This is a genomic window from Pseudomonas sp. S2_C03 (genome assembly GCF_054668405.1).
Genome location: NZ_CP162766.1, coordinates 5,028,935 through 5,049,819, shown reverse-complemented (window position 1 = coordinate 5,049,819; position 20,885 = coordinate 5,028,935). Strand labels below are relative to the sequence as shown.

At 60.5% G+C, this 20,885-nt stretch carries 23 protein-coding genes and 1 pseudogene; 5 read left to right on the top strand and 19 right to left on the bottom strand.

Features of this window, described 5'->3' with window-relative positions:
• Positions 1 to 127: 127 nt before the first annotated feature.
• Together AB4N64_RS23195 and AB4N64_RS23190 are read left to right on the top strand one after the other, a co-directional pair.
• Positions 128 to 1,087 (top strand): amino acid ABC transporter permease, encoded by a 960-nt coding sequence (locus AB4N64_RS23195; RefSeq protein WP_460118867.1) that lies wholly within the window; start codon positions 128 to 130, stop codon positions 1,085 to 1,087.
• Positions 1,080 to 1,814 carry an amino acid ABC transporter ATP-binding protein gene (locus tag AB4N64_RS23190; RefSeq protein WP_460118865.1) on the top strand — a complete coding sequence of 245 codons (735 nt, stop codon included), beginning with the start codon at positions 1,080 to 1,082 and terminating at the stop codon, positions 1,812 to 1,814. The genes AB4N64_RS23195 and AB4N64_RS23190 overlap by 8 nt, the downstream gene beginning before the upstream one ends.
• Before the next feature lie 126 nt (positions 1,815 to 1,940).
• On the opposite strand, the gene AB4N64_RS23185 is transcribed toward AB4N64_RS23190, so the two are convergent.
• The 11 genes and pseudogenes from AB4N64_RS23185 to ubiE form a co-directional block, all read right to left on the bottom strand.
• Complete coding sequence (locus AB4N64_RS23185; RefSeq protein ID WP_460126845.1) at positions 1,941 to 2,654, bottom strand: methyl-accepting chemotaxis protein; 714 nt, start codon at positions 2,652 to 2,654, stop codon at positions 1,941 to 1,943.
• A gap of 144 nt (positions 2,655 to 2,798) precedes the next feature.
• Positions 2,799 to 3,845, bottom strand: a pseudogene (locus tag AB4N64_RS23180) (methyl-accepting chemotaxis protein); the annotation flags it as partial.
• Positions 3,846 to 3,938: 93 nt separating this feature from the next.
• On the bottom strand, positions 3,939 to 4,646 hold the full coding sequence (locus AB4N64_RS23175) for a 16S rRNA (uracil(1498)-N(3))-methyltransferase (RefSeq protein WP_460118863.1): 708 nt from the start codon (positions 4,644 to 4,646) through the stop codon (positions 3,939 to 3,941).
• Positions 4,643 to 5,437 carry a twin-arginine translocase subunit TatC gene (gene tatC, locus AB4N64_RS23170; protein ID WP_460118861.1) on the bottom strand — a complete coding sequence of 265 codons (795 nt, stop codon included), beginning with the start codon at positions 5,435 to 5,437 and terminating at the stop codon, positions 4,643 to 4,645. The genes AB4N64_RS23175 and tatC overlap by 4 nt, the downstream gene beginning before the upstream one ends.
• Positions 5,434 to 5,862: a Sec-independent protein translocase protein TatB gene (tatB, locus tag AB4N64_RS23165; RefSeq protein ID WP_460118859.1), complete on the bottom strand. Its 429-nt coding sequence runs from the start codon at positions 5,860 to 5,862 to the stop codon at positions 5,434 to 5,436. Before tatB ends, tatC begins: the two co-directional genes overlap by 4 nt.
• A 10-nt stretch (positions 5,863 to 5,872) precedes the next feature.
• Positions 5,873 to 6,151 (bottom strand): twin-arginine translocase TatA/TatE family subunit, encoded by a 279-nt coding sequence (locus tag AB4N64_RS23160; RefSeq protein ID WP_460118857.1) that lies wholly within the window; start codon positions 6,149 to 6,151, stop codon positions 5,873 to 5,875.
• Positions 6,152 to 6,176: 25 nt separating this feature from the next.
• Positions 6,177 to 6,509, bottom strand: a complete 333-nt coding sequence (locus AB4N64_RS23155) for a phosphoribosyl-ATP diphosphatase (protein ID WP_460118855.1) — start codon at positions 6,507 to 6,509, stop codon at positions 6,177 to 6,179.
• Positions 6,502 to 6,903, bottom strand: coding sequence for a phosphoribosyl-AMP cyclohydrolase (gene hisI / locus AB4N64_RS23150; protein ID WP_175375321.1), 402 nt, complete (start codon positions 6,901 to 6,903; stop codon positions 6,502 to 6,504). Before hisI ends, AB4N64_RS23155 begins: the two co-directional genes overlap by 8 nt.
• Before the next feature lie 158 nt (positions 6,904 to 7,061).
• Complete coding sequence (gene ubiB / locus AB4N64_RS23145) at positions 7,062 to 8,666, bottom strand: ubiquinone biosynthesis regulatory protein kinase UbiB (protein ID WP_460118852.1); 1,605 nt, start codon at positions 8,664 to 8,666, stop codon at positions 7,062 to 7,064.
• On the bottom strand, positions 8,663 to 9,286 hold the full coding sequence (locus AB4N64_RS23140; protein ID WP_460118850.1) for a ubiquinone biosynthesis accessory factor UbiJ: 624 nt from the start codon (positions 9,284 to 9,286) through the stop codon (positions 8,663 to 8,665). Before AB4N64_RS23140 ends, ubiB begins: the two co-directional genes overlap by 4 nt.
• Positions 9,286 to 10,056 carry a bifunctional demethylmenaquinone methyltransferase/2-methoxy-6-polyprenyl-1,4-benzoquinol methylase UbiE gene (gene ubiE / locus AB4N64_RS23135; RefSeq protein WP_460118848.1) on the bottom strand — a complete coding sequence of 257 codons (771 nt, stop codon included), beginning with the start codon at positions 10,054 to 10,056 and terminating at the stop codon, positions 9,286 to 9,288. The genes AB4N64_RS23140 and ubiE overlap by 1 nt, the downstream gene beginning before the upstream one ends.
• 153 nt (positions 10,057 to 10,209) lie before the next feature.
• Here ubiE and AB4N64_RS23130 point away from each other — a divergent pair, with 153 nt between their 5' ends.
• From AB4N64_RS23130 to AB4N64_RS23120, 3 genes are all read left to right on the top strand, one after another.
• Positions 10,210 to 10,485 (top strand): polyhydroxyalkanoic acid system family protein, encoded by a 276-nt coding sequence (locus AB4N64_RS23130; protein ID WP_460118846.1) that lies wholly within the window; start codon positions 10,210 to 10,212, stop codon positions 10,483 to 10,485.
• 211 nt (positions 10,486 to 10,696) lie between these two features.
• Positions 10,697 to 11,119, top strand: a complete 423-nt coding sequence (locus AB4N64_RS23125; protein WP_460118845.1) for a phasin family protein — start codon at positions 10,697 to 10,699, stop codon at positions 11,117 to 11,119.
• A gap of 10 nt (positions 11,120 to 11,129) precedes the next feature.
• A complete protein-coding gene (locus AB4N64_RS23120; protein WP_460118843.1) occupies positions 11,130 to 12,065 on the top strand; it encodes a phasin family protein in 936 nt (311 codons plus the stop codon).
• Positions 12,066 to 12,163: 98 nt separating this feature from the next.
• On the opposite strand, the gene AB4N64_RS23115 is transcribed toward AB4N64_RS23120, so the two are convergent.
• From AB4N64_RS23115 to AB4N64_RS23080, 8 genes are all read right to left on the bottom strand, one after another.
• Positions 12,164 to 12,784 (bottom strand): TetR/AcrR family transcriptional regulator, encoded by a 621-nt coding sequence (locus tag AB4N64_RS23115; protein ID WP_460118841.1) that lies wholly within the window; start codon positions 12,782 to 12,784, stop codon positions 12,164 to 12,166.
• Positions 12,785 to 12,842: 58 nt separating this feature from the next.
• Positions 12,843 to 14,525 carry a class II poly(R)-hydroxyalkanoic acid synthase gene (phaC, locus tag AB4N64_RS23110; RefSeq protein WP_460118839.1) on the bottom strand — a complete coding sequence of 561 codons (1,683 nt, stop codon included), beginning with the start codon at positions 14,523 to 14,525 and terminating at the stop codon, positions 12,843 to 12,845.
• A gap of 111 nt (positions 14,526 to 14,636) precedes the next feature.
• Entirely contained in the window at positions 14,637 to 15,491 is an 855-nt protein-coding gene (gene phaZ / locus AB4N64_RS23105; RefSeq protein ID WP_460118838.1) for a poly(3-hydroxyalkanoate) depolymerase, read from the bottom strand.
• A gap of 93 nt (positions 15,492 to 15,584) precedes the next feature.
• Complete coding sequence (gene phaC / locus AB4N64_RS23100; RefSeq protein ID WP_460118836.1) at positions 15,585 to 17,264, bottom strand: class II poly(R)-hydroxyalkanoic acid synthase; 1,680 nt, start codon at positions 17,262 to 17,264, stop codon at positions 15,585 to 15,587.
• Positions 17,265 to 17,514: 250 nt separating this feature from the next.
• Positions 17,515 to 17,892 carry a gamma-butyrobetaine hydroxylase family protein gene (locus AB4N64_RS23095; RefSeq protein ID WP_460118834.1) on the bottom strand — a complete coding sequence of 126 codons (378 nt, stop codon included), beginning with the start codon at positions 17,890 to 17,892 and terminating at the stop codon, positions 17,515 to 17,517.
• Positions 17,893 to 18,028: 136 nt separating this feature from the next.
• A complete protein-coding gene (hslU, locus tag AB4N64_RS23090) occupies positions 18,029 to 19,363 on the bottom strand; it encodes an ATP-dependent protease ATPase subunit HslU (RefSeq protein ID WP_460118832.1) in 1,335 nt (444 codons plus the stop codon).
• A 55-nt stretch (positions 19,364 to 19,418) separates the two neighbouring features.
• Entirely contained in the window at positions 19,419 to 19,949 is a 531-nt protein-coding gene (gene hslV, locus AB4N64_RS23085) for an ATP-dependent protease subunit HslV (protein WP_003186641.1), read from the bottom strand.
• Positions 19,950 to 20,186: 237 nt separating this feature from the next.
• The gene (locus tag AB4N64_RS23080) at positions 20,187 to 20,885 is read right to left on the bottom strand and encodes an SPOR domain-containing protein (RefSeq protein WP_460118830.1); all 699 of its coding nucleotides are present in this window, start codon (positions 20,883 to 20,885) and stop codon (positions 20,187 to 20,189) included.

Here is a 20,885-nt window from a genome sequence, read left to right as displayed (position 1 = left end):
ACCGAGTCGCCTGCATCGCGAGCAATCGAGCGTCGAGCGGCTGCTCCTACAGTAGACCGCGTTCCCCTGTAGGAGCGGGCTTGCCCGCGATGACGGCCTGACAGGCAACACAATTTCCGGAACTGCAATGAAACAGAAAAAAGCCCAATGGCCCTGGCACGCACTCACCGTGCTGGTGCTGATCGGCCTGGCCGGCGGCCTGTACTACGCCACCTCGCTGATGTCCTACGAGTGGCGTTGGAACCGCGTGCCGCAGTACTTCGCCTACCATGCCGAAGAGTCCCAGCGTGCGGCCGACATCTCCACCGTCAGCGATCTTGTGCGTAACGGCGGCAAGGCCGAAGTGACCCTGCGCAACGACGCGGGTGATGAGCAGCGCGTGATCGTCGACGAAAACAGCCTGCAAGTCGCCCAGGGCGATGATGTGGCGGAAGGCGACGTGATCGGCGTGACCCGTCATTGGGCGGCCGGGCCGCTGTTGTGGGGGCTCTGGACCACGTTGTGGCTGTCGGTGGTGTCGGGCGTGCTGGGGCTGTTGATCGGGCTCGCGACAGGCTTGTGCCGCCTGTCGAGCAACCCGACCCTGCGTGACCTGTCGACCATTTACGTGGAGCTGGTGCGCGGCACGCCATTGCTGGTGCAGATTTTCATTTTCTACTTCTTCATCGGCACGGTGATGAACCTGTCCCGGGAGTTTGCCGGGGTCGCCGCCCTGTCGCTGTTCACCGGGGCGTATGTCGCCGAGATCATCCGTTCTGGCGTGCAGTCGATCGCCCGTGGCCAGAACGAGGCCGCGCGCTCCCTCGGCTTGAGCTCGGGCCAGTCGATGCGTCATGTCGTGTTGCCGCAAGCGTTAAAACGCGTGCTGCCTCCGCTGGCCGGGCAATTCATCAGTCTGGTCAAGGACACCTCCCTGGTGTCGGTGATCGCCATCACCGAGCTGCTCAAGAGCGGCCGCGAAGTCATCACCACTTCGTTTTCGCCGTTCGAGATCCTGTTCTGTGTGGCTGGCCTGTATTTGTTGATCAACCTGCCGCTGTCGAAAATCGCCGGTCGGCTTGAGCGGAGGCTCGCGCAAAGTGATTGAAGTCCGCGATCTGGTAAAAGTCTTCGACACTCGGGGGCAGGTGGTGCGCGCGGTCGACCATGTGTCGACCCACGTGGCCAAGGGCGAAGTGCTCGTTGTCATCGGCCCGTCAGGTTCTGGCAAGTCGACCTTCCTGCGCTGCCTCAATGGCCTGGAAGAATTCGACGCAGGCTCGGTGAGCATCGACGGCCTGCAACTGGCCGATCCGAAAACCGACATCAATGCCTACCGCCGCGAAGTCGGCATGGTGTTCCAGCACTTCAACCTGTTCCCGCACATGACCGTGCTGGAAAACCTGTGCCTGGCGCAAAAAGTCGTGCGCAAGCGCGGCAAGAAGGAGCGCGAGGCCAAGGCGCTGGCGTTGCTGGAAAAGGTCGGTATCGCGCAGAAAGCCCACGAGTTTCCCTCGCGCCTGTCTGGCGGCCAGCAGCAGCGCGTGGCGATTGCCCGGGCGCTGGCGATGGAGCCCAAGGTCATGCTGTTCGACGAGCCGACCTCAGCCCTCGATCCGGAAATGGTCGGCGAGGTACTCGATGTCATGAAAAACCTGGCTCAGGAAGGCATGACCATGGTCTGCGTGACTCATGAGATGGGGTTTGCGCGGGAAGTGGCCGATCGTGTGCTGTTCTTCGATCACGGCAAGTTACTGGAAGATGCCTCGCCGGCAGAGTTCTTCGATGCGCCGAAGGATCCGCGGGCCCAGGCCTTCCTGCGGCAGGTACTTTAGGCTCTATCGCGAGCAGGCTCGCTCCCAGAGTGTTTGGCGGTGAACACAAGCGAAGCCCCTGTGGGAGCGGGCTTGCTCGCGATAGCCTCACCTCGGTCTCAAGCGAACCGAGGCAAGACAGTCACCTCAAACCTTGAACCTGCCCACCAGCATCTGCAAATGCGTCCCCAGCCGTGCCAGCTCAATGCTGGACGCCGCCGTCTCTTCACTCGCCGCCGAGGTCTGTTCAGACACATCACGCACGTTCAGCACGCTGCGGTTAATCTCTTCGGCCACTGCGCTCTGCTGTTCGGCTGCTGCGGCGATCTGCTGGTTCATCGACTGGATCGCCGACACGGTGCGAGTGATGCTTGCCAGTGATCCACCTGCACGACGGGTCAGTTCGACGCTGCTGTCGGTCAGGGTGCGGCTGTTGTCCATGATGGTCGCCACTTGCTGGGTGCCGTTTTGCAGACCGACGATCAGCTCTTCGATTTCTTCGGTGGACTTTTGCGTGCGCTGGGCGAGGCTGCGGACCTCGTCGGCCACCACCGCAAAGCCACGCCCGGCTTCACCGGCACGGGCTGCCTCGATGGCGGCGTTGAGCGCCAGCAGGTTGGTTTGTTGTGCCACGGATTTGATCACGTCAAGGACGCTGCCGATTTTGTCGCTTTCGCGCTTGAGGTCACCCATGGCTTCGGTGGAATTGCCGACTTCCTGGGCCAGGCGTTCGATCTGGGCGATGGCTTCACCCACCACCTTGTCGCCTTCGCGAGCCTGCTGATCGGCAGCCACTGCCGCTTCGGACGCTTCCTCGGCGTTGCGCGCGACTTCCTGCACGGTGGCAGTCATCTCGTTCATGGCCGTCGCTACCTGATCGGTCTCGACTTTCTGGCTGTTGACCCCGGCGCTGGTTTGCTCCGTCACGGCGGACAGTTCTTCGGCGGCGCTGGCGATTTGCGTGACGCCATCACTGATGCCGCCGATCAGCTCGCGCAGGCCGACAGTCATGCTCTGCATGGCGCGCTGCAGCTGGCCGAGTTCGTCCTGGCGCGAGGACTCAAGGTTCTGGCTCAGGTCGCCGGCGGCGACGCGCTCAGCCACTTTCAGGGTCTGGCTCAGTGGGATGACGATCTGCCGGGTGATGGCCCAGGCGGCAAACAGGCCGAAGACGAGTGCCAGGGCGGTGGCCAACAGCAACAGGTTCCTGGCGTGCGCCGCATCGGTGTCGCGCACGATAGTCTGCGACGCGGTGAGCTTCTGGCTGACGTCGACCAGGATTTCGCCTTGCGCTTTCATGCGTACCAGGGCAGCGGCGGTCGCCACCTGGGAATCACGAAATTGAGTGACGGCGGCCCGGTAGGTTTTGAACGATTCGCTGGCCTGTTGCAGGCCGGCGGTGTACTGGGGCGGCAATTTCGAGGGCAGGGTATCGAGGTAGTTCAAGGCGTTGGCAATGGCGTCCAGCGCCGGTTGCTCGGCGTCGGCCTTGCCACTGTAGGTGTAGCCGCGCACTTGATAGCGCGACTGCTGCAACAGTTTGCCGGCCTCGACCACACTGTTGAAATCCGCGACGTTGTCGCCTTGCAGCAGGGCTTTTTCGATTTCCGCCACCCGGGCCACGGCATTGTCGGCGGAGGCACCGAGCTTGCTGCGCGCGTCTTCACGGTTGGCACCCGCCTGGGCCATGGCGGCAAAAGCTTGCTTGTATTCGCTGACGGCCGCCAGTTGCTGGTCGACCATGGCTGCGTCGGCAGGTTGTTCGATCATTGCGCGGGCGGTTTTCAAGCCGGTATCGAGTTGGCCGAGCAGGTCGTTGACCGTGCCCGTGCCTTGTTCACCACGGCGCATTTCGTAGTCCAGGCGGGCTACGCGCAGGTCTTTGGTCAAGTCGTTGAGGCTGGCAATGTACCCGAGCTTGTCACCTCGGTTTATCACCTCACCCAGGCCGGTCCAGCCGGTAAAGGTGATCAGCAACGTCAGCAACAGCACCAAGCCGAAGCCGACACTCAGTTTGCGATTGACGCTAACGTTTCCCAGCTTTTCGGCCATCCATCGGTACATGCTGCAACTCTCCGGACCAAACATTGGTTTTATGGGAGTTGTATCGGCAGGTGAAATGGATTCTGTAGGGGCGTGCGAGCCCTAGAACAGCCGGGAAAGCAGCGCTGTGACGGCGGTTTCGACCCGCAGAATGCGCTCGCCAAGCTGCACCGGTTGCAAGCCGGATTTGGCCAGCAGGTCGATTTCGTAGGGGATCCAGCCACCTTCCGGTCCGATGGCCAACGTCACCGGCTCGTCGAGGCCGCGAGGGCAGGGCGGGTAATCGCCGGGGTGGCCGACCAGGCCGAGGGTGCCTTCGCTGATCGCCGGCAGTCGGTCTTCGACGAACGGCTTGAAGCGCTTCTCGATCACCACCTCGGGCAGGACAGTGTCCCGGGCTTGTTCAAGGCCGAGGATCAGCTGCTCGCGAATCGCCTCCGGCTCCAGGAACGGTGTCTGCCAGAAGCTCTTCTCGACGCGGTAGCTGTTCACCAGCACGACACGCGGCACACCCATGGCAGCAAGGGTCTGAAACACCCTGCGCAGCATCTTGGGGCGTGGCAGGGCCAATACCAGGGTCATGGGCAGCTTGGCTGGCGGTGGCTGGTCGAGGGTGACTTGCAATTCGGTTTCGTTGGTGTCCAGGCGCATCACCTGCGCGGACCCCATCAGCCCGCCGATACGCCCGACACGCAACCTGTCCCCCACTTCACAGCGGTGGACTTCCTGCATGTGCGTCAACCGGCGATCTCGCAGGATCACCCGGTCGTGCGCAATGAAGTCGGCCTCTTCGAGGAGCAGCAGGTTCACGCCTGGGTCGCTGGCGGCTGGTCGTTGTGGTCGTCGACCGGCTGATCGTCAGGGTGATCGCCCCGTTTGCTGATCAGGCCGCCGAACAGGACGCCGATTTCAAACAGCAACCACATTGGCACGGCCAGTAACGTCTGCGAGAAGATGTCCGGCGGTGTCAGGATCATGCCAACCACGAAGCAGCCGATGATCACGTAGGGGCGGATTTTCTTCAGGTATTTGACGTCGACCACGCCGATCCACACCAGCAATACCACGGCCACCGGGATTTCGAACGCTACGCCGAAGGCGAAGAACAGTGTCATGACGAAGTCGAGGTAGCTGGTGATGTCGGTCATCATCTCCACGCCGGCCGGGGTCGCGGCGGCGAAAAACTTGAAGATCAGCGGGAACACCAGGAAATAGGCGAAGGCCATGCCTGCATAGAACAGCAGGATGCTCGACACCAGCAGGGGCACTGCGATGCGCTTCTCATGCTTGTACAGGCCCGGCGCGATGAAGCCCCAGATCTGGTGCAGGATCACCGGGATCGCCAGGAACAGCGAGACCATCATGGTCAACTTCAATGGCGTCAGGAACGGCGACGACACATCGGTGGCGATCATCGTCGCGCCTGTCGGCAGGTACTGGCGCAACGGCGTGGAGACGAAGGTGTAGATCTGCTGGGTGAAGGCGAACAACCCGGCAAAGATGATGAAGATCGCCGCTACGCAGCGCAGCAGGCGGGTACGCAGCTCGGTGAGGTGCGAAACCAGCGGCATGTGCTGGTCATTTTCAGGAAGATCGCTCATGAGACTCGCGGCGGCTGTGTAGGGTCTTGAGGGGCCGGCGCCGAAGGCGCAGCCGCGGGTGCTACAGGTTCGACGGGGGCGGTGACCACTGCGGGCGCCGGTTCGACAGGCACTGTTTCAGCGACCGGCGTGGCGGCGGTTGGCGTGGCCTCGGGCGGAACCGGTGTCGGCTCCTGCTGGGTCGGCGTGAAAATCTTCCGAGCCTCCTGCTCCAGCGACAGAATGTGCTCGTTGTGCAGTTGCCGACGAATCTCGTCGGCACCGATTTCACGTTCAACTTCCTGTTTGATCGCATTGAAGCTGCGCTTCAGGCGCCCGACCCACAGTCCGGCGGTGCGCGCAGCACCCGGCAGGCGCTCGGGACCCAGCACCAGCAGGGCAACGAGGCCGACGAGCAGCAGTTCAGAGAAGCTGATACCAAACATTAGTCAATGCTCACACGTCTTTGCGGATCGGCTCTTCGACTTTTTGCGCCTGCACGTCGATGGTGTGCGGCTGGTTCACAGCCTGGGTGGTCTGTGGCTGAACAGGTGGCACCGGTTGCGCAGGTGTAGCGGCGGGGTCAGCCGGCTTCTCGTCGTCGTTCATGGCCTTGCGAAAGCCCTTGATCGACTCGCCGACATCAGTGCCGAGGTTTTTCAGTTTTTTGGTGCCGAACACCAAAACTACAACAACGAGGATAACGATCCAGTGTTTCCAGTCAAAAATGCCCATGTTGCTGCTCCTCTCAAAAGGTTGTTCAGGCGGACGGGCGCGAGGCTTTCTCAGCGTGTCCGGACAGACCGAAGCGACGGTCCAGTTCATCGAGTACAGCCTGTGGATGCTGCCCCAGTTGGGCGAGCATGACGAGGCTGTGGAACCATAGGTCGGCGGTCTCGTAGATCACATCGCTGCAGTCGCCGCTGACGGCGGCATCCTTGGCGGCAATGATGGTCTCGACGGACTCTTCGCCGACTTTCTCCAGAATCTTGTTCAAACCCTTGTGGTACAGGCTGGCGACATACGAACTGTCGGCAGCGGCACCTTTGCGCTCTTCCAGCACCTGCGCGAGGCGGGTCAGGGTGTCACTCATGTTTGTGTCCTGCGCTATAGATGGCGTGCGGGTCTTTCAGGACCGGGTCGACGGTTTTCCAGTCGCCGTTCTCGAAAACACGGTAAAAGCAGCTCTGGCGGCCGGTATGGCAGGCAATATCGCCGATCTGCTCGACCATCAGGATGATCACGTCGGCGTCGCAGTCCAGACGCATCTCGTGCAGGGTCTGCACATGGCCGGACTCTTCGCCCTTGCGCCACAGCTTGCCACGGGAACGCGACCAATAGATGGCGCGGTTCTCGGCGGCGGTCAGTTCCAGCGCTTCACGGTTCATCCAGGCCATCATCAGGACGCGCCCGGTCTTGTGATCCTGGGCAATGGCCGGTACCAGGCCATCGGCATCCCACTTGATCTCGTCCAGCCAGTTGGTCATCTTCAGTTCCTGAAGCAGCTGCAAGCTATAAGCTTCAAGCTGCAAGTAAAAGCAAATCCGCTTTGGTCTTGCGTGATTCTAACGTTGCATACGTGCAGGCATAAACCCAAAGTGGGAATTCACTATGCCACTTGAAGCTTGAAGCTTGAAGCTTACGCTCATCTTCGCACGATGAGATACAAGCCGACCGCCATCATGATACCGGCCGGCCAGTAAGCCAGTTCGTTCAGCGGCCCGCCCGCAGCGAGGATAGCCCCGCCCGCCAGATGAGCCGTGCCGAGCAGGCGCAGGAACCAGTCGTCGCGTCGGCGATGCCAGGGTGGTGGCGGGTCGTAGGCGTGGGGCTGGGACATGCGTTCGAGCAGGTCACGCGCCATGTTGGCCAGGTGCGGCAACTGTTCGAATTGGCTTTGCACGTTGCCGAGCAGGGCCTTGGGGCTGACGCGCTCACGCATCCAGCGCTCGAGGAACGGCTGCGCGGTGTTCCACAGGTCCAGGTCCGGGTACAACTGACGGCCCAGGCCTTCGATGTTCAATAGGGTTTTCTGCAACAGGACAAGCTGCGGTTGCACTTCCATATTGAAACGCCGGGCGGTTTGGAACAGGCGCATCAGCACCTGGCCGAAGGAAATATCTTTTAACGGTTTTTCGAAGATCGGCTCGCACACAGTGCGAATTGCCGCTTCGAATTCGTTGAGTTTGGTCTCGGCTGGCACCCATCCCGAATCGATGTGCAACTGCGCCACGCGCCGGTAATCGCGCTTGAAAAAAGCGAACAGGTTGCGTGCCAGGTAGTCCTGGTCTTCCGGGGTCAGGCTGCCGACGATCCCGCAGTCAATGGCAATGTACTGCGGGCTCCAAGGGTTGACGGTGCTGACGAAGATGTTGCCGGGGTGCATGTCGGCGTGAAAGAAGCTGTCGCGGAAAACCTGGGTGAAGAAAATTTCCACGCCGCGCTCGGCGAGCATTTTCATGTCGGTGCGCTGGTCGGCAAGGGTCGCCAGATCCGTGACCTGAATTCCGTAGATGCGCTCCATCACCAGCACTTTTGGCCGGCACCAGTCCCAATAGACCTGCGGTACGTAGAGCATCGGCGAGCCTTCGAAGTTGCGCTTCAACTGGCTGGCGTTGGCCGCCTCGCGCAACAGGTCGAGTTCGTCATAGATGGTTTTTTCGTAGTCGCTGACCACGTCCACCGGGTGCAGCAGGCGCGCATCGGCCGAGAGTTTCTCCGCAGCTCGGGCGAGGATGAACAGCCACGCCAGGTCTTGGGCAATCACCGGCTTGAGGCCGGGGCGGATCACCTTGACCACCACTTCTTCGCCGGTTTTCAGTTGCGCGGCGTGCACCTGCGCTACCGACGCCGAGGCCAGTGGTTCGATGTCGAAGCGGCTGAACACTTCACTGATCTTCTTGCCCAGCTGTTCTTCGATCAGCTTGACCGACACCTGGGAATCGAACGGTGGCACGCGGTCCTGAAGCAGCATCAACTCGTCGGCGATGTCTTCCGGCAGCAGATCGCGACGGGTGGAGAGGATCTGCCCGAACTTGATGAAGATCGGTCCCAGGTCCTGCAGCGCCAGACGCAGACGTGCACCTCGGCTCAGGTCCGTTTTCTTGCGCGGGAACCAGCGCCACGGCAGGGCATAGCGCAGCGCCAGCAGGAACCACGGCAGCGGCAGGTCGAACAGCAGGTCATCGAGGCGATAACGAATCACAACGCGCTGGATGCGCAACAAACGGCGGACGGCAAGCAGCTTCATGCGTTATCGCTTGGGTCTAGGGATCGGGAAAGGCGCTCGACACGCGCCTCGAGACGTTCCAGATCGAGCTTGATCCGGTCCAGTTCACTGAAACGGGCTTCAGCTTCGCGCTGACCGACGAGGGTACGCGATTCTTCGGCCAGGTATTCGCCCAGGTTCTGGCCCAGGCTGGAAAATCCTTGCTGATACCAGCGAGCGCGACTGCGCAGGTGACCGCCCACCAATTGCGTGGCGACCGGGCCCAGCCAGCGCGACAGCTCGTACTCCCAGTCCAGCTCCAGGTCCTGGAGGATGGCGGCCAGCTCCAGCAGCACACTGCTGTCGCCGTCGAGTTCGACTTCAGGACCGTGCAGGACCGCAGTTTTGTCCTTGCTCAGCGCCAGCTTTATCAGGCTGGCAGCGGGGGCGCGCAAGGTGCAATCAGCGCCGCTTTCCCATTGAGAGGCGAGCATCAAGCCTTCGTCGCTGGGCAGGATGTGTAAATGCAGCGCCGGGCTGCGGCACTCGACGGCGATCACTTTGCCGCTCAAATGCGCCAGCCGCGGCAGCGCCGTGCTGTCGAGGCGCAGCACCCGGTTCAGGCCGAGTTCAACGCTGGCGAGCAGTCCGGCGAGCAGCATCAGGGCTTGATGCCACGGTGCAGGGCGACGATGCCTGCGGTCATGTTGTGGTAAGTCACGCGGTCGAAACCGGCCTCGACCATCATCGACTTCAGGGTTTCCTGATTCGGGTGCATGCGGATCGATTCGGCCAGATAGCGATAGCTTTCCGAGTCGTTGGTCACCAGCTTGCCCACCAGCGGCATGAAGGCGAACGAGTAGGCGTCGTAGGCCTTGGACATGAGTGCGTTAGTCGGCTTGGAGAACTCCAGCACCAGCAGACGGCCGCCAGGCTTGAGCACGCGCAGCATGGAACGCAGGGCGTCTTCCTTGTGCGTCACGTTGCGCAGGCCGAAGGCGATGGTCACGCAATCGAAATGATTGTCAGGGAACGGCAGTTTTTCCGCGTCGGCCTGAACGAATTCGACATTGCCGGCCACACCCAGGTCCAGCAGGCGGTCACGACCGACCTTGAGCATGGACTCGTTGATGTCGGCCAATACCACGTGGCCAGTCGGGCCAACCAGGTGCGAGAATTTCTTGGTCAGGTCGCCGGTGCCGCCAGCGATATCGAGCACACGGTTGCCGCTGCGCACGCCCGACAGTTCAATTGCAAAACGCTTCCACAGACGGTGCATGCCGCCCGACAAGAGGTCATTCATCAAGTCGTACTTGGCCGCTACCGAGTGGAACACCTCGGCGACTTTTTCCGCTTTTTGGCTTTCCGGAACGTTTTTGAAGCCGAAGTGAGTGGTGGGTTCGGCATCGCTGCCTTTGCGCTGATCAGTCATATCGCTGTCACCAGAAGAGAATGCGGGCATTCTAATCCCGGTGGCCGGCTTTGTCTTGGCAAGGCTGCAGGTAAGATAGGCAATCACTGGGACGTTTTGCCGCATCGGCGGTCAATATGCCCAAGTAGCGTACCCATAAACAGGAGTCATTTGATGGCCCGTATTACTGTTGAACGTGCCCACGACCTGGGCAAGGAAGCGGCCCGCGAGAAGGCTGACAAGCTGGCGCAGAAGCTGTCCGATCAGTATGGCCTGGAGCCGCAATGGTCCGGCGACACCCTGAATCTCAAGCGTTCGGGGGTTAAAGGTGCGGTGCATGTGGCGGATGATTCGATCCGCGTCGAAGTGGAGCTGGGTCTGATGATGTCGGCCATGAGCGGCATGATCAAAGCGGAAATCGAGAAGGCGCTGGATAAGGCGTTGGTGTAACCGACTCGTGAGTTGAATACTTTCCCTGTGGGAGCGAGCAAGTCGAATCGTCGCACCGCCGCTCCCACAGGATCACCATCATCTCCTACATCCCCGTCCATTGTTTTGTGTCAGTTGTTAGGGTGCCCTTTCTAATTATTCTCCTTACGTTGTGCATGAGCCCGACTCTTTCCCGGGCAGTTCCTCAAACCTTCTGCGCGTGAGGTGCACCATGGCCAAAGTAATTTTGAAGAAAAAAATCGACGCTTCGACAACGGCTCTGAGCGACGTGAAATCCTATGCCCGCAAGATCTGGCTGGCAGGCCTGGGCGCCTACACCAAGGTCGGTCAGGAGGGCAGCGAGTACTTCCAGGAGTTGATCAAGGAAGGTCAACTTGTTGAAAAGAAAGGCAAAAAATTAGTTGCCGAAAAACTTGTAGCGGCTAATACCGAGATCGATGAAGCCAAGAGTGAAGTGAGCACTTTCAAAGGCAAGGTCGAAGTTCAACTCGATAAAGTAGAGAAGGCTTTTGACTCGCGTGTCGCAAGTGCCTTGAATCGTATCGGCATTCCGTCTAAACATGACGTTGAGGCACTCTCTGTCAAGCTCGATGAGCTGACGGCATTGCTCGAACGCGTCGCGCGTAAATCTTAAGGAGAACGGGATGGCTGGTAAAAAGAACACCGATAAAGAAGGCAGCTCGTGGATTGGGAAAGTCGAAGACTACTCCCGCAAGATCTGGCTGGCTGGCTTAGGCGTGTACTCGAAGATCGACACTGACGGCAGCAAACTCTTCGATGCATTGGTCAAAGACGGCGAGAAAGCCGAGAAGCTCACCAAGAGCGCTGTCGGCAAAGGTGTCGATGCCGCCAAGGATTCCGCGTCCTCGGCTAAATCTCGCATCTCCGGTGTGAAAGACCGTGCACTGGGCAAGTGGGACGAACTGGAAGGTGCTTTCGACAAGCGCCTCAACAGCGCGATTTCGCGCCTGGGCGTACCGAGCCGTAATGAAGTCAAGGCGCTGCACAGCAAGGTCGATACCCTGACCAAGCAAATCGAAAAACTCACCGGTGCCAAGGTTGCACCTGTAGCGGCCAAAACCGCTGCTGCCAAACCTGCTACCAAGACGGCTGCCAAGCCTCTGGTAAAAGCGGCGGCCAAACCGGCTGCCAAGCCTGCCGCAAAAGCAGCCACCAAGCCGGCGGCGAAAACCGCAGCGGCCAAACCTGCAGCTACCAAGGCAGCGGCCAAACCCGTTGCCGCGAAAGCGGCAGCAAAACCTGTGACCAAGGCAGCCGCCAAGCCTGCTGCCAAACCGGCAGCCGCAGCGGCTAAACCGGCTGCGAAGCCAGCCGCGAAACCTGCAGCAAAACCCGCTGCCAAGACTGCGGCTGCCAAGCCGGCCGCCAAGCCTGCGGCAAAACCTGCAGTGAAAAAACCGGCGGCGCCGAAAGCCGCTGCCGCAAAACCAGCAGTGGCTGCCGCCAAACCGGCAACCCCGGCGACTGCGGCCAGCACCACCAACTCCGCTGCCGCTCCAACGCCTGCTGTCACCCCGACTGCCGCGCCAGCTTCTTCGACGCCAACCAGTCAGTCCTGATTTCAGGGCTCGAGAAAACGCCCGGCCTGCGAAGGTCGGGCGTTTTTGTTTATGCGTGAGTCACTGCTTTTTACCTGTAGGAGCGAGCATGCTCGCTTCTACAGGGGATCTTCGAGATATTGCAGCGCCATCTGCTCGGTTGCGGCCTTGATCGGCGGCAGCAGGTGCGGGGCCACCAGCATCATGATCTGGTAGACCACCAGCCTGACCTCGCCCACGCGATCGATGATGCGCTGATAGTCCAGCGAGAACAGCAGCGTCAGGGTGATCTGCTCCACCAACTGCCCCAATGCCTGTGTGTCGCTGACCAGTTGCCCTTGCGCCTTCAGCCTTGCCAGCAAGGACGCCAGCGTGCGTTTGAGTGCGTTGAGCAGGTTGCGTATGCCTTTGGCCAGTTTCGGCAGGCGCCCGGCCAGGTTTGACAGGTCCTGGAACAGAAACCGGTAATGCGCCAGGCGCTCGACGATCAGGTGCAGGAACAGCCAGTAATCTTCCGGTGCCAGTTCCACATCGCCAGGTGGGTCGAGCAGTGGCGAGAGCTCGGCCTGGAAGCGCTCGAACAGTCCGAGGATCAGCGGTTCCTTGCCGTGGAAGTGGTAATAGAGGTTGCCCGGGCTGATGCCCATCTCGTTGGCAACTTCCATGGTGGAGACGTTCGGTTCGCCCTTCTGGTTGAACAATTGCAGGGCACATTCGAGGATCCGGTCGCGGGTTTTCATCCAGTCTTCTTAATGTCAGGTCATGCCACGGCCAGTCTTGGCCGTGGTGCGTTGGCCGTCAGCGCACTCGCACGTAAGTGCCGGGTGCCGCTTCCATCGGTGGATAATTCTGGTTGCCCAGAGCCATGTGGGTGTCCTTTTGTGCGCCCGAGCGTTCCTGAATCCAGGCCAGCCATTGCGTCCACCAACTGCCTTCGACTTGCTTGGCGTCGTAGTACCACGCACGCGGGTCGCTGCTCAGTTTGGTGCTTTCGATGAAATTGGCTTTCGGGTTGGAAGGTGGGTTGAGGATGCTTTGCACATGGCCACTGTTGGCCAGCACAAAGCGTCGCTCGCCACCCAGCAGCAGCGTCGAGCGATACACCGCATCCCACGGCGTGATGTGGTCGTTGATGCCGGCGACGCTGAAACTGTCGACGGTGACTTTCTGCAGATTGATGGGAGTGCCGCATACTTCGAGGCCGCCCGGGTGGCCCAGCGGGTTGTGTTTGAAGAAGTCCAACAAGTCGCCGTGAAGCGCTGCCGGCAGGCGCGTGGTGTCGTTGTTCCAGTAAAGGATGTCGAACGCCGGCGGCTCCTTGCCCAGCAGGTAGTTGTTGACGAAGTAGCTCCAGATCAAGTCGTTTGGGCGCATCCAGGCGAACACCCTGGCCATGTCGCGACCGTCCAGCACGCCTTTTTGATAGGAGCGCCGCTTGGAGGCTTCCAGCGTCTGTTCGTCGGCAAACAGGGTGGCAGGGCTGTCCATCTGGCTGTCGAGCAGGCTCACCAGATAGGTTGCGCTGCTCACTCGGCGAATCTGCCGCTTGGCTTGCAGGTGACCTTGCAGTGCGGCGATGGTCAGTCCGCCGGCGCACGCGCCCATCAGGTTGACCTCACGGGCGCCGGTGATCGCCCGGCACACGTTCATCGCCTCTTCCGCTGCCTCCACATAGCTCGACAGGCCCCATTCGCGATGACGAACATCCGGGTTGCGCCAACTGATCATGAAGGTCTGCAGGCCGTTTTTCAGGGCAAACTGGACGAAACTGTTGCTCGGGCTCAGGTCGAAAATGTAGTACTTGTTGATCTGCGGCGGCACCACCAGAAGCGGTGTGGAGTATTGCTTCTCGCTCATCGGCTTGTACTGGATCAGCTCGAGCAGCTCGTTGCGAAACACCACCGAACCATGGGTGGTCGCCACGGTTTTACCGACCTCGAAGGCCTGCTTGGTCACTTGTCTGGGCAGGCCGTCGTTGTGCAGGAAGTCATCGACCAGATGACTGATGCCGCGAACCAGGCTGTTGCCACCCGAGTTGAAGATTTCCTTGACCGCCAGTGGATTGAGCAGGGTGTTAGACGGCGACACGGCATCGCTGAGCAGGGAAAATACAAAGTGGGCGCGGAGGCGATCGTCCGGGGGCATGTCGCTTTCGTCGATCCAGCTACTGACCTGTTTCTGCCAGCTCAGGTAGGCCTGCAGGCTGCGGCGATAGAACGGATTGAGGCTCCAGGCCGGGTCGCTGAAACGACTGTCACGAGGGTTGGTTGGGTGCAGGGTTTCGCCCAGCAATACGCGCCCCAGTTGTCCGCCCAGTTTCAAGGCATGCCTGGCGCTGTGCATTGGATTGTGCAATCCGTGTGCAGCCACGCTGCGCAAGGTCGAAACCAGATCCCGACCACGCAAACCGGTGATGGCGCTCTGTGCGTTGATGAACGCGGCGGGAGTGGGTGAAAACTCCCTTGCTGGCTTGTCGCGCATGACTCAACACTCCTTCGTCTTCAGGCCAAAACAAACACCGAACCAGAACACCATAGACGCTGTTACGGGTTGTTGCGCGGCGTGGCCTCCTGCCCGCCGATAGGCAACGGGCTAACCGCCCAGTGGTGCTGGATGGGGATGCATCACGGCGCGTTGCCGTTCCTCCTCGAGGAACTTCATGATGATCGGCGCCACGGCTTCGGCGCGGGTGATCAGGAACAGATGCCCGTCGTCGATGATGTGCAACTGAGCATTGGGAATGCGCCAAGCCAGCATGCGCATGTTGATCAGCGGGATGAGCGGATCATCGTCGCCGGCCAGCACCAGGGTCGGCTGGTGGATCTTGTGCAGCCAGTGGATGCTGGTCCAGCCGAGGCCGGCGAACAGCTGCCAGTAATAACCGAGCTTGCCAGCCGAACGCACTTTGGCGGCGTGACTGGCAGCCAGGGTCGGGTCGCGACGGAACGACCCGCCGTAGATCATCGGAGCGATGCGGATCACGTGCGACGGCTGGATATAGCGTCGTGGGCTGGCCATCATCCACAGCACTTTCGGTTTGCCCGGCACCATCACTGCACCCGCCGCCGTGGCGGCCAGCACCAGTTTTTTGCAGCGTTCCGGGTAGTCGTGGGCGAACTGCTGAGCGAGGGCGCCGCCCCAGGAGACGCCAATCACGTTGACTTGCCCGTAGTCGAGATAGTCGAGCATGCGCGCCGTGAGCTTGGCGAGGCCAGGAAATCGGTACGGTCGGCTGGGCGTTGATGAGCCGCCGACGCCGGGGACGTCGAACGCGATGACTTCGAGGTCAGGGTCCAGCGCGGCGACGAACGGAAACACCAGCTCCAGGTTGGCGCCGATGCCATTGAAAATCAGCAAGGGCGTCATGTGAGATTTGCCGGGGCGCACCGCCGTCCGGAGGGTCTGGCCATCCAGGTCTACGGTACGAAAAATGTACGGTTGCGGCATGGTCAGGCCTTTTGGGGCAGTGAAGAGCAGCCACAAGCTGCAAGCCGCAAGCAGGTCATGCTCAGCTTGCGGCTTGTAGCTTGCGGCTCGCCACTATCTTTCATGTACGTAAGTCCCCGGCGCGGCCTCGCCCGCCGGATACGCCTTGTTGCCCAGTTTTACCGGGGCCTTCTTCATTTCGCCCGAACGGGCGGCCTGCCAGGCCTGCCAGTGCAGCCACCAGGAGTCGGTATGCTTGGTAGAGTTTTCCTGCCACTCTTCGGCCGACGTCGAGGTCTCGGTGTTGGTCATATAACGTGATTTCGGGTTGCCCGGCGGGTTCAGGATGCTCTGGATGTGCCCGCTGCTGGACAGCACGAACTCGACGTTGCCGCCGAACAGTTGCGCCGACTTGTAGCAGCACTTCCACGGTGTGATGTGATCGGTGGTGCCCGCCAGGGAAAAGATGTCGGCCTTGACCTGCTTGAGGTCGATCGGCGTGCCGCACACTTCCAGTGCGTTGGGGCGAATCAACGGGTTGCTCTTGAACATTTCGATCAGGTCGCCGTGAAACGCGGCGGGCAGACGCGTGGTGTCATTGTTCCAGAACAGGATGTCGAACACCGGCGGCTCGTTGCCCAGCAGGTAATTGTTGACCCAGTAGTTCCAGATCAGGTCGTTGGGGCGCATCCAGGCGAAGACTTTCGCCATGTCTTTTCCTTCCAGCACGCCGGCCTGGTAGGAGTGGCGCTTGGCCGCTTCCAGGGTCTGTTCGTTGACGAACAGGGCCACATCGGTGTCCAGAGTGGTGTCCAGCACGCTGACCAGCAGGGTCAGGGCGTTGACCTTGTTCTCGCCGATCGCGGCGTAGTGGCCCAGCAACGCGGTGCACGTGATGCCGCCGGAGCAGGCACCGAGCATGTTCACGTCTTTACTGCCGGTGATCGCGGTGACCACGTCAACCGCTTCCTTGAGCGCCTCGATGTAGGTCGACAGGCCCCACTCACGCTGTTCCTTGGTCGGATTGCGCCAGCTGACGATGAAGGTCTGCACGTTACTGCGCAGGCAGAAGCGTGCCAGGCTTTTTTCGGGGCTGAGGTCGAATACATAAAATTTGTTGATTTGCGGCGGTACCACCAGCAGCGGGCGTTCATGTACCTGCTCAGTGATGGGCTTGTACTGGATCAGCTCCAGTACGTCGTTGCGGAATACCACCGCGCCCTCGGTCACGCCCAGGCTCTTGCCGACCTCGAAGGCGCCCATGTTGACCTGGCTGGGCATGCCGTTGTTGTGCACCAGATCCTTGGCCAGGTGCGACAAGCCATCGAGCAGGCTCTTGCCACCGGTTTCAAAGAAGCGTTTTACAGCCGCCGGGTTGGCTGCGCTGTTGGTCGGGGCCATGGCCTCGGTCATGAGGTTGATTACAAAGTGCCCACGGCTGACATCGTTGGGCGACAGGCTGCTGTCGTCGATCCAGTCGTGAAGCTCCTTGCGCCACGCCAGATAGGTTTGCAGATAACGTTTGTAGAGCGGATTCTGGCTCCAGGCAGGGTCGGCGAAGCGACGGTCATCGCCTGCCGGTTGCAGCTCAGACTTGCCGAGCAGGACATTCTTGAGCTCCAGGCCGAAATGCGCGACGTGCTTGGCGCTGTGAATCGGTTGCTTGATCGCTTGCCTGAGTACCATTCGAGCAGAGGCCAGTAGATCCTTTCCACGCAGCCCAACGACAGGATTCAACCCCAGGGTGTTTTCCGAGGCCTGAAACTTCAAGTCATCGTTATTCTGTTTACTCATCTACGACGCTCCATTGTCCTGAGACGAGTACCCGGTCCTGCTGTGTAGTCACACAGCGAATGCCTGGTACTACTGCTCGGGTGACCGTTGATTCTGCGATTGCACATCAAGGCGCACTGCAGGGAACTTGCCAGCTCCATTGGTTACCCGAGTTTAATTTTTTTCGCAAGCAGGCCAATGAGTGGCCTCGCGGCCAAACATTCAAACAAATGAAATTAGAAAATGCCCTCTAATGAGCAAGAGGCACAGGCTAGAGCATCAGCTTGACGACCGACTCGCTGGGGTCGCGGCTCTTGCCGGCGCTTTTCAGTTCGGCGAGATAATCGTTCCACAGATCCTCCTGACGAACGCCCAACTGGTACAGGTAGTCCCAGGTGAACAGGCCGCTGTCGTGGCCGTCGTCGAAGGTCAATTTCAGTGCGTACTGGCCGGCCGGCTCGACCTTGGTCAGTCCTACGCCGATCTTGCCAAATTGCAGGATAGGTTTGCCGTGGCCCTGGACCTCGGCGGAGGGGGAGTGCACGCGCAGGAATTCAGCGGGCAGGTGATGCTCCTCGCCAGATGCGTATTTCAGCGACAGGGTTTTCGAGGCTTTGTGCAGTTTGATGTCGGTGGGGAGTTGGGTCATGGCCAAAATTCCGCGGGGAATGGAACCCTGTAGGAGCGAGCATGCTCGCGATGGTCGTCAACGATTACGCTGGCTGTCTGACTGCCCGTGTTGTCTGGACATCCATCGCGAGCATGCTCGCTCCTACAGGTCTGGCTTACAGGATATAACGGGACAAGTCTTCGTTCTGCGCCAATTCGCCCAGATGGCTGTTGACGTACTCTGCGTCGATCTCGATGACCTTGTCGTCATGGGCGCTGGCCAGGTCGCCAGCGCTGAACGAGACCTCTTCGAGCAGGCGTTCGAGCAGCGTGTGCAGGCGACGCGCACCGATGTTCTCGGTTTTCTCGTTGACCTGCCAGGCGATCTCGGCGATGCGCTTGATGCCGTCCGGCTTGAACTCGATGCCCAGGCCTTCGGTTTTCAAAAGCGCGCAATACTGCTCGGTGAGCGACGCATGCGGTTCACTGAGGATGCGCTCGAAGTCTTGCGGCGACAGCGCCTTGAGCTCGACACGAATGGGCAGACGACCCTGCAGCTCGGGCACCAGGTCGCTCGGTTTGCTCAGGTGGAACGCGCCAGAGGCAATGAACAGGATGTGGTCGGTCTTGACCATGCCCAGCTTGGTATTCACGGTGCAGCCTTCGATCAGTGGCAGCAAATCGCGCTGTACACCTTCACGGGAGACATCGACACCACCGGCATTGCCGCGCTTGGCGACCTTGTCGATCTCGTCGATGAACACGATGCCGTGTTGCTCGACCGCTTCCAGTGCCTTGGCTTTCAGCTCTTCATCGTTGACCAGGCGGCTCGCTTCTTCATCGCGAACCAGTTTCAGCGCTTCCTTGACCTTGAGCTTGCGGCTCTTGCGCTTGCCCTTGCCCATATTGGCGAACAGGCTCTGCAACTGATTGGTCATCTCCTCCATGCCCGGTGGCGCGGAGATATCGACGCCTGCCACTTCGGCGACTTCGATTTCGATCTCCTTGTCATCCAACTGGCCTTCGCGCAGGCGCTTGCGAAACAGTTGGCGGGTATTGGAATCGGTCGACGGCGCGGCTTCTTCATTGAAACTGCGAGCCGGTGGCAGCAGCGCGTCGAGAATGCGCTCTTCGGCGGCGTCTTCGGCGCGGTGGCGAACCTTGGTCATTTCCTGTTCGCGAAACAGCTTGATCGCGGCGTCGGCGAGGTCACGGATGATCGATTCGACATCGCGGCCGACATAGCCGACTTCGGTGAATTTGGTCGCTTCGACCTTGATGAACGGCGCATTGGCCAATTTGGCCAGGCGACGGGCGATCTCGGTTTTGCCGACACCGGTCGGGCCGATCATCAGGATGTTCTTGGGCGTTACTTCAACGCGCAGCTCTTCAGGCAGCTGCATCCGACGCCAGCGGTTGCGCAGGGCAATGGCGACGGCGCGCTTGGCATCGTCCTGGCCGATGATATGGCGGTTGAGTTCGTGGACGATTTCGCGGGGAGTCATGGACATAGTAATTGACGGTCCTCAAGCAGAAACAAGCCGTGGCACAGGGGCCGCGTCAGGCTTATTCAGCGAGATCCTGCTCCTCAATGGTCTGGGTGTGGTTGGTGAATACACAAATGTCGCCGGCGATGCCAAGGGCGGTCTCGACGATTTCACGGGCCGACAAATCGGTTTTCTTCAGCAGGGCGCTGGCCGCAGCCTGTGCATAGGCGCCCCCGGAACCCATGGCAATCAGGCCATCTTCGGGTTCGACCACATCGCCGTTGCCGGTGATGATCAAGGAGGCGTCCTTGTTGGCGACGGCAAGCATGGCTTCGAGGCGGCTGAGGGAGCGATCGGTACGCCATTCCTTGGCCAGTTCGACGGCGGCGCGAACCAGGTGGCCCTGATGCTTCTCGAGCTGGCCTTCGAAGCGTTCGAAGAGGGTAAAGGCGTCAGCGGTGGCGCCGGCAAAACCGGCAATGACCTGACCGTGGTACAGACGGCGAACTTTCTTCGCATTGCCTTTCATCACGGTATTGCCAAGGGAAACCTGGCCGTCGCCGCCCATGACGACTTTGCCGTGGCGGCGAACTGAAACGATGGTGGTCAAGGGAGAGTCTCCACGCAGCGGGGCGAAAATGCCTTCTGCAAACTCATATGGGGGTGGTGCGGGGGATTTCAACTGCGGGGTGGGGGAGGGGACGAGTGGTGGTCGAGGGAGGGGTGCGTTGTGTGGGCGGGCGCCATCGCGGGCAAGCCCGCTCCTGCAGTGGATAGTGTGAATCCACAATACCCTGTGGGAGCGGGCCTGCTTGCGATGAACGATAACGCGGTACAGCTGGAAGAATCAGCGGTTCTGGCGTTGTTGTAACAACAGGTTGCTAAATCCGGCCCCAGCCAATTGTTTCTGCGCTGTGGTCAGTTGTTCACGATTGCTGAACGGCCCGACCAGCACCCGATACCAGGTCTCGTCTTTAACCGTGCCAGATTCCACCGCGACCGCCTGCCCCAACAGAATGATCTGCGCCCGCACCTTATCCGCATCGGCTTCCTTGCGGAATGAACCCGCTTGCAGGAAATATTTGGTCACCGGTGCTGCCTTGGCCACCGGTGGGGCTGGCGGCGGCGTGATGCCAGCCAGCGCAGCCTGGGCGCGTGCGGTATCGATTTTCGCCGCTTCCGCTGGCGTCACCGGCGTAGTCGGCACGGCTGGCGTCGGCGGGGTTTTCTCAGGTACGGCATCCGGCGGCACAATGACTTCCGACTCCGGCAGCAGGGTGTAGAAGTCGTACTTGGGTTTTACCGGCTGCGTGGGGCTCGGCGGCGTCTTGTTGGCTTCGGCGATCCTGGTCGCTTTCTGCTGTTCGATTTTCTCGCGCTTGACGCTGTCGCTGCCCTTGCCCGGCTCCAGTTTCATGAGGAACACGATGAATGCGCCGACCGTCAGGCCGATGGCCATCCACAACCAACCCGGGATCGGTTTTTTCGCTGGAGCTTGGTAACGGCTGGCGCCACGCTTGGGTGCAGGTTTTTTCTTGGCAGCCAA

Bases quoted from the DNA above. Each gene is read 5' to 3' on its own strand.
- hisI (WP_175375321.1), bottom strand. From the start codon at position 6,903: ATGACCAACTGGCTGGACGAGATCAAGTGGGATGCCGATGGCCTGGTA.
- tatC (WP_460118861.1), bottom strand. From the start codon at position 5,437: ATGAGCGATCTTCCTGAAAATGACCAGCACATGCCGCTGGTTTCGCAC.
- ubiB (WP_460118852.1), bottom strand. From the start codon at position 8,666: ATGAAGCTGCTTGCCGTCCGCCGTTTGTTGCGCATCCAGCGCGTTGTG.
- hslU (WP_460118832.1), bottom strand. From the start codon at position 19,363: ATGTCCATGACTCCCCGCGAAATCGTCCACGAACTCAACCGCCATATC.
- AB4N64_RS23155 (WP_460118855.1), bottom strand. From the start codon at position 6,509: ATGAGTGACACCCTGACCCGCCTCGCGCAGGTGCTGGAAGAGCGCAAA.
- AB4N64_RS23120 (WP_460118843.1), top strand. From the start codon at position 11,130: ATGGCTGGTAAAAAGAACACCGATAAAGAAGGCAGCTCGTGGATTGGG.
- tatB (WP_460118859.1), bottom strand. From the start codon at position 5,862: ATGTTTGGTATCAGCTTCTCTGAACTGCTGCTCGTCGGCCTCGTTGCC.
- AB4N64_RS23185 (WP_460126845.1), bottom strand. From the start codon at position 2,654: ATGAACGAGATGACTGCCACCGTGCAGGAAGTCGCGCGCAACGCCGAG.
- AB4N64_RS23095 (WP_460118834.1), bottom strand. From the start codon at position 17,892: ATGACCCAACTCCCCACCGACATCAAACTGCACAAAGCCTCGAAAACC.
- AB4N64_RS23125 (WP_460118845.1), top strand. From the start codon at position 10,697: ATGGCCAAAGTAATTTTGAAGAAAAAAATCGACGCTTCGACAACGGCT.
- phaC (WP_460118836.1), bottom strand. From the start codon at position 17,264: ATGAGTAAACAGAATAACGATGACTTGAAGTTTCAGGCCTCGGAAAAC.
- AB4N64_RS23160 (WP_460118857.1), bottom strand. From the start codon at position 6,151: ATGGGCATTTTTGACTGGAAACACTGGATCGTTATCCTCGTTGTTGTA.
- phaC (WP_460118839.1), bottom strand. From the start codon at position 14,525: ATGCGCGACAAGCCAGCAAGGGAGTTTTCACCCACTCCCGCCGCGTTC.
- ubiE (WP_460118848.1), bottom strand. From the start codon at position 10,056: ATGACTGATCAGCGCAAAGGCAGCGATGCCGAACCCACCACTCACTTC.
- phaZ (WP_460118838.1), bottom strand. From the start codon at position 15,491: ATGCCGCAACCGTACATTTTTCGTACCGTAGACCTGGATGGCCAGACC.
- AB4N64_RS23140 (WP_460118850.1), bottom strand. From the start codon at position 9,286: ATGCTGCTCGCCGGACTGCTCGCCAGCGTTGAACTCGGCCTGAACCGG.
- AB4N64_RS23130 (WP_460118846.1), top strand. From the start codon at position 10,210: ATGGCCCGTATTACTGTTGAACGTGCCCACGACCTGGGCAAGGAAGCG.
- AB4N64_RS23195 (WP_460118867.1), top strand. From the start codon at position 128: ATGAAACAGAAAAAAGCCCAATGGCCCTGGCACGCACTCACCGTGCTG.
- AB4N64_RS23115 (WP_460118841.1), bottom strand. From the start codon at position 12,784: ATGAAAACCCGCGACCGGATCCTCGAATGTGCCCTGCAATTGTTCAAC.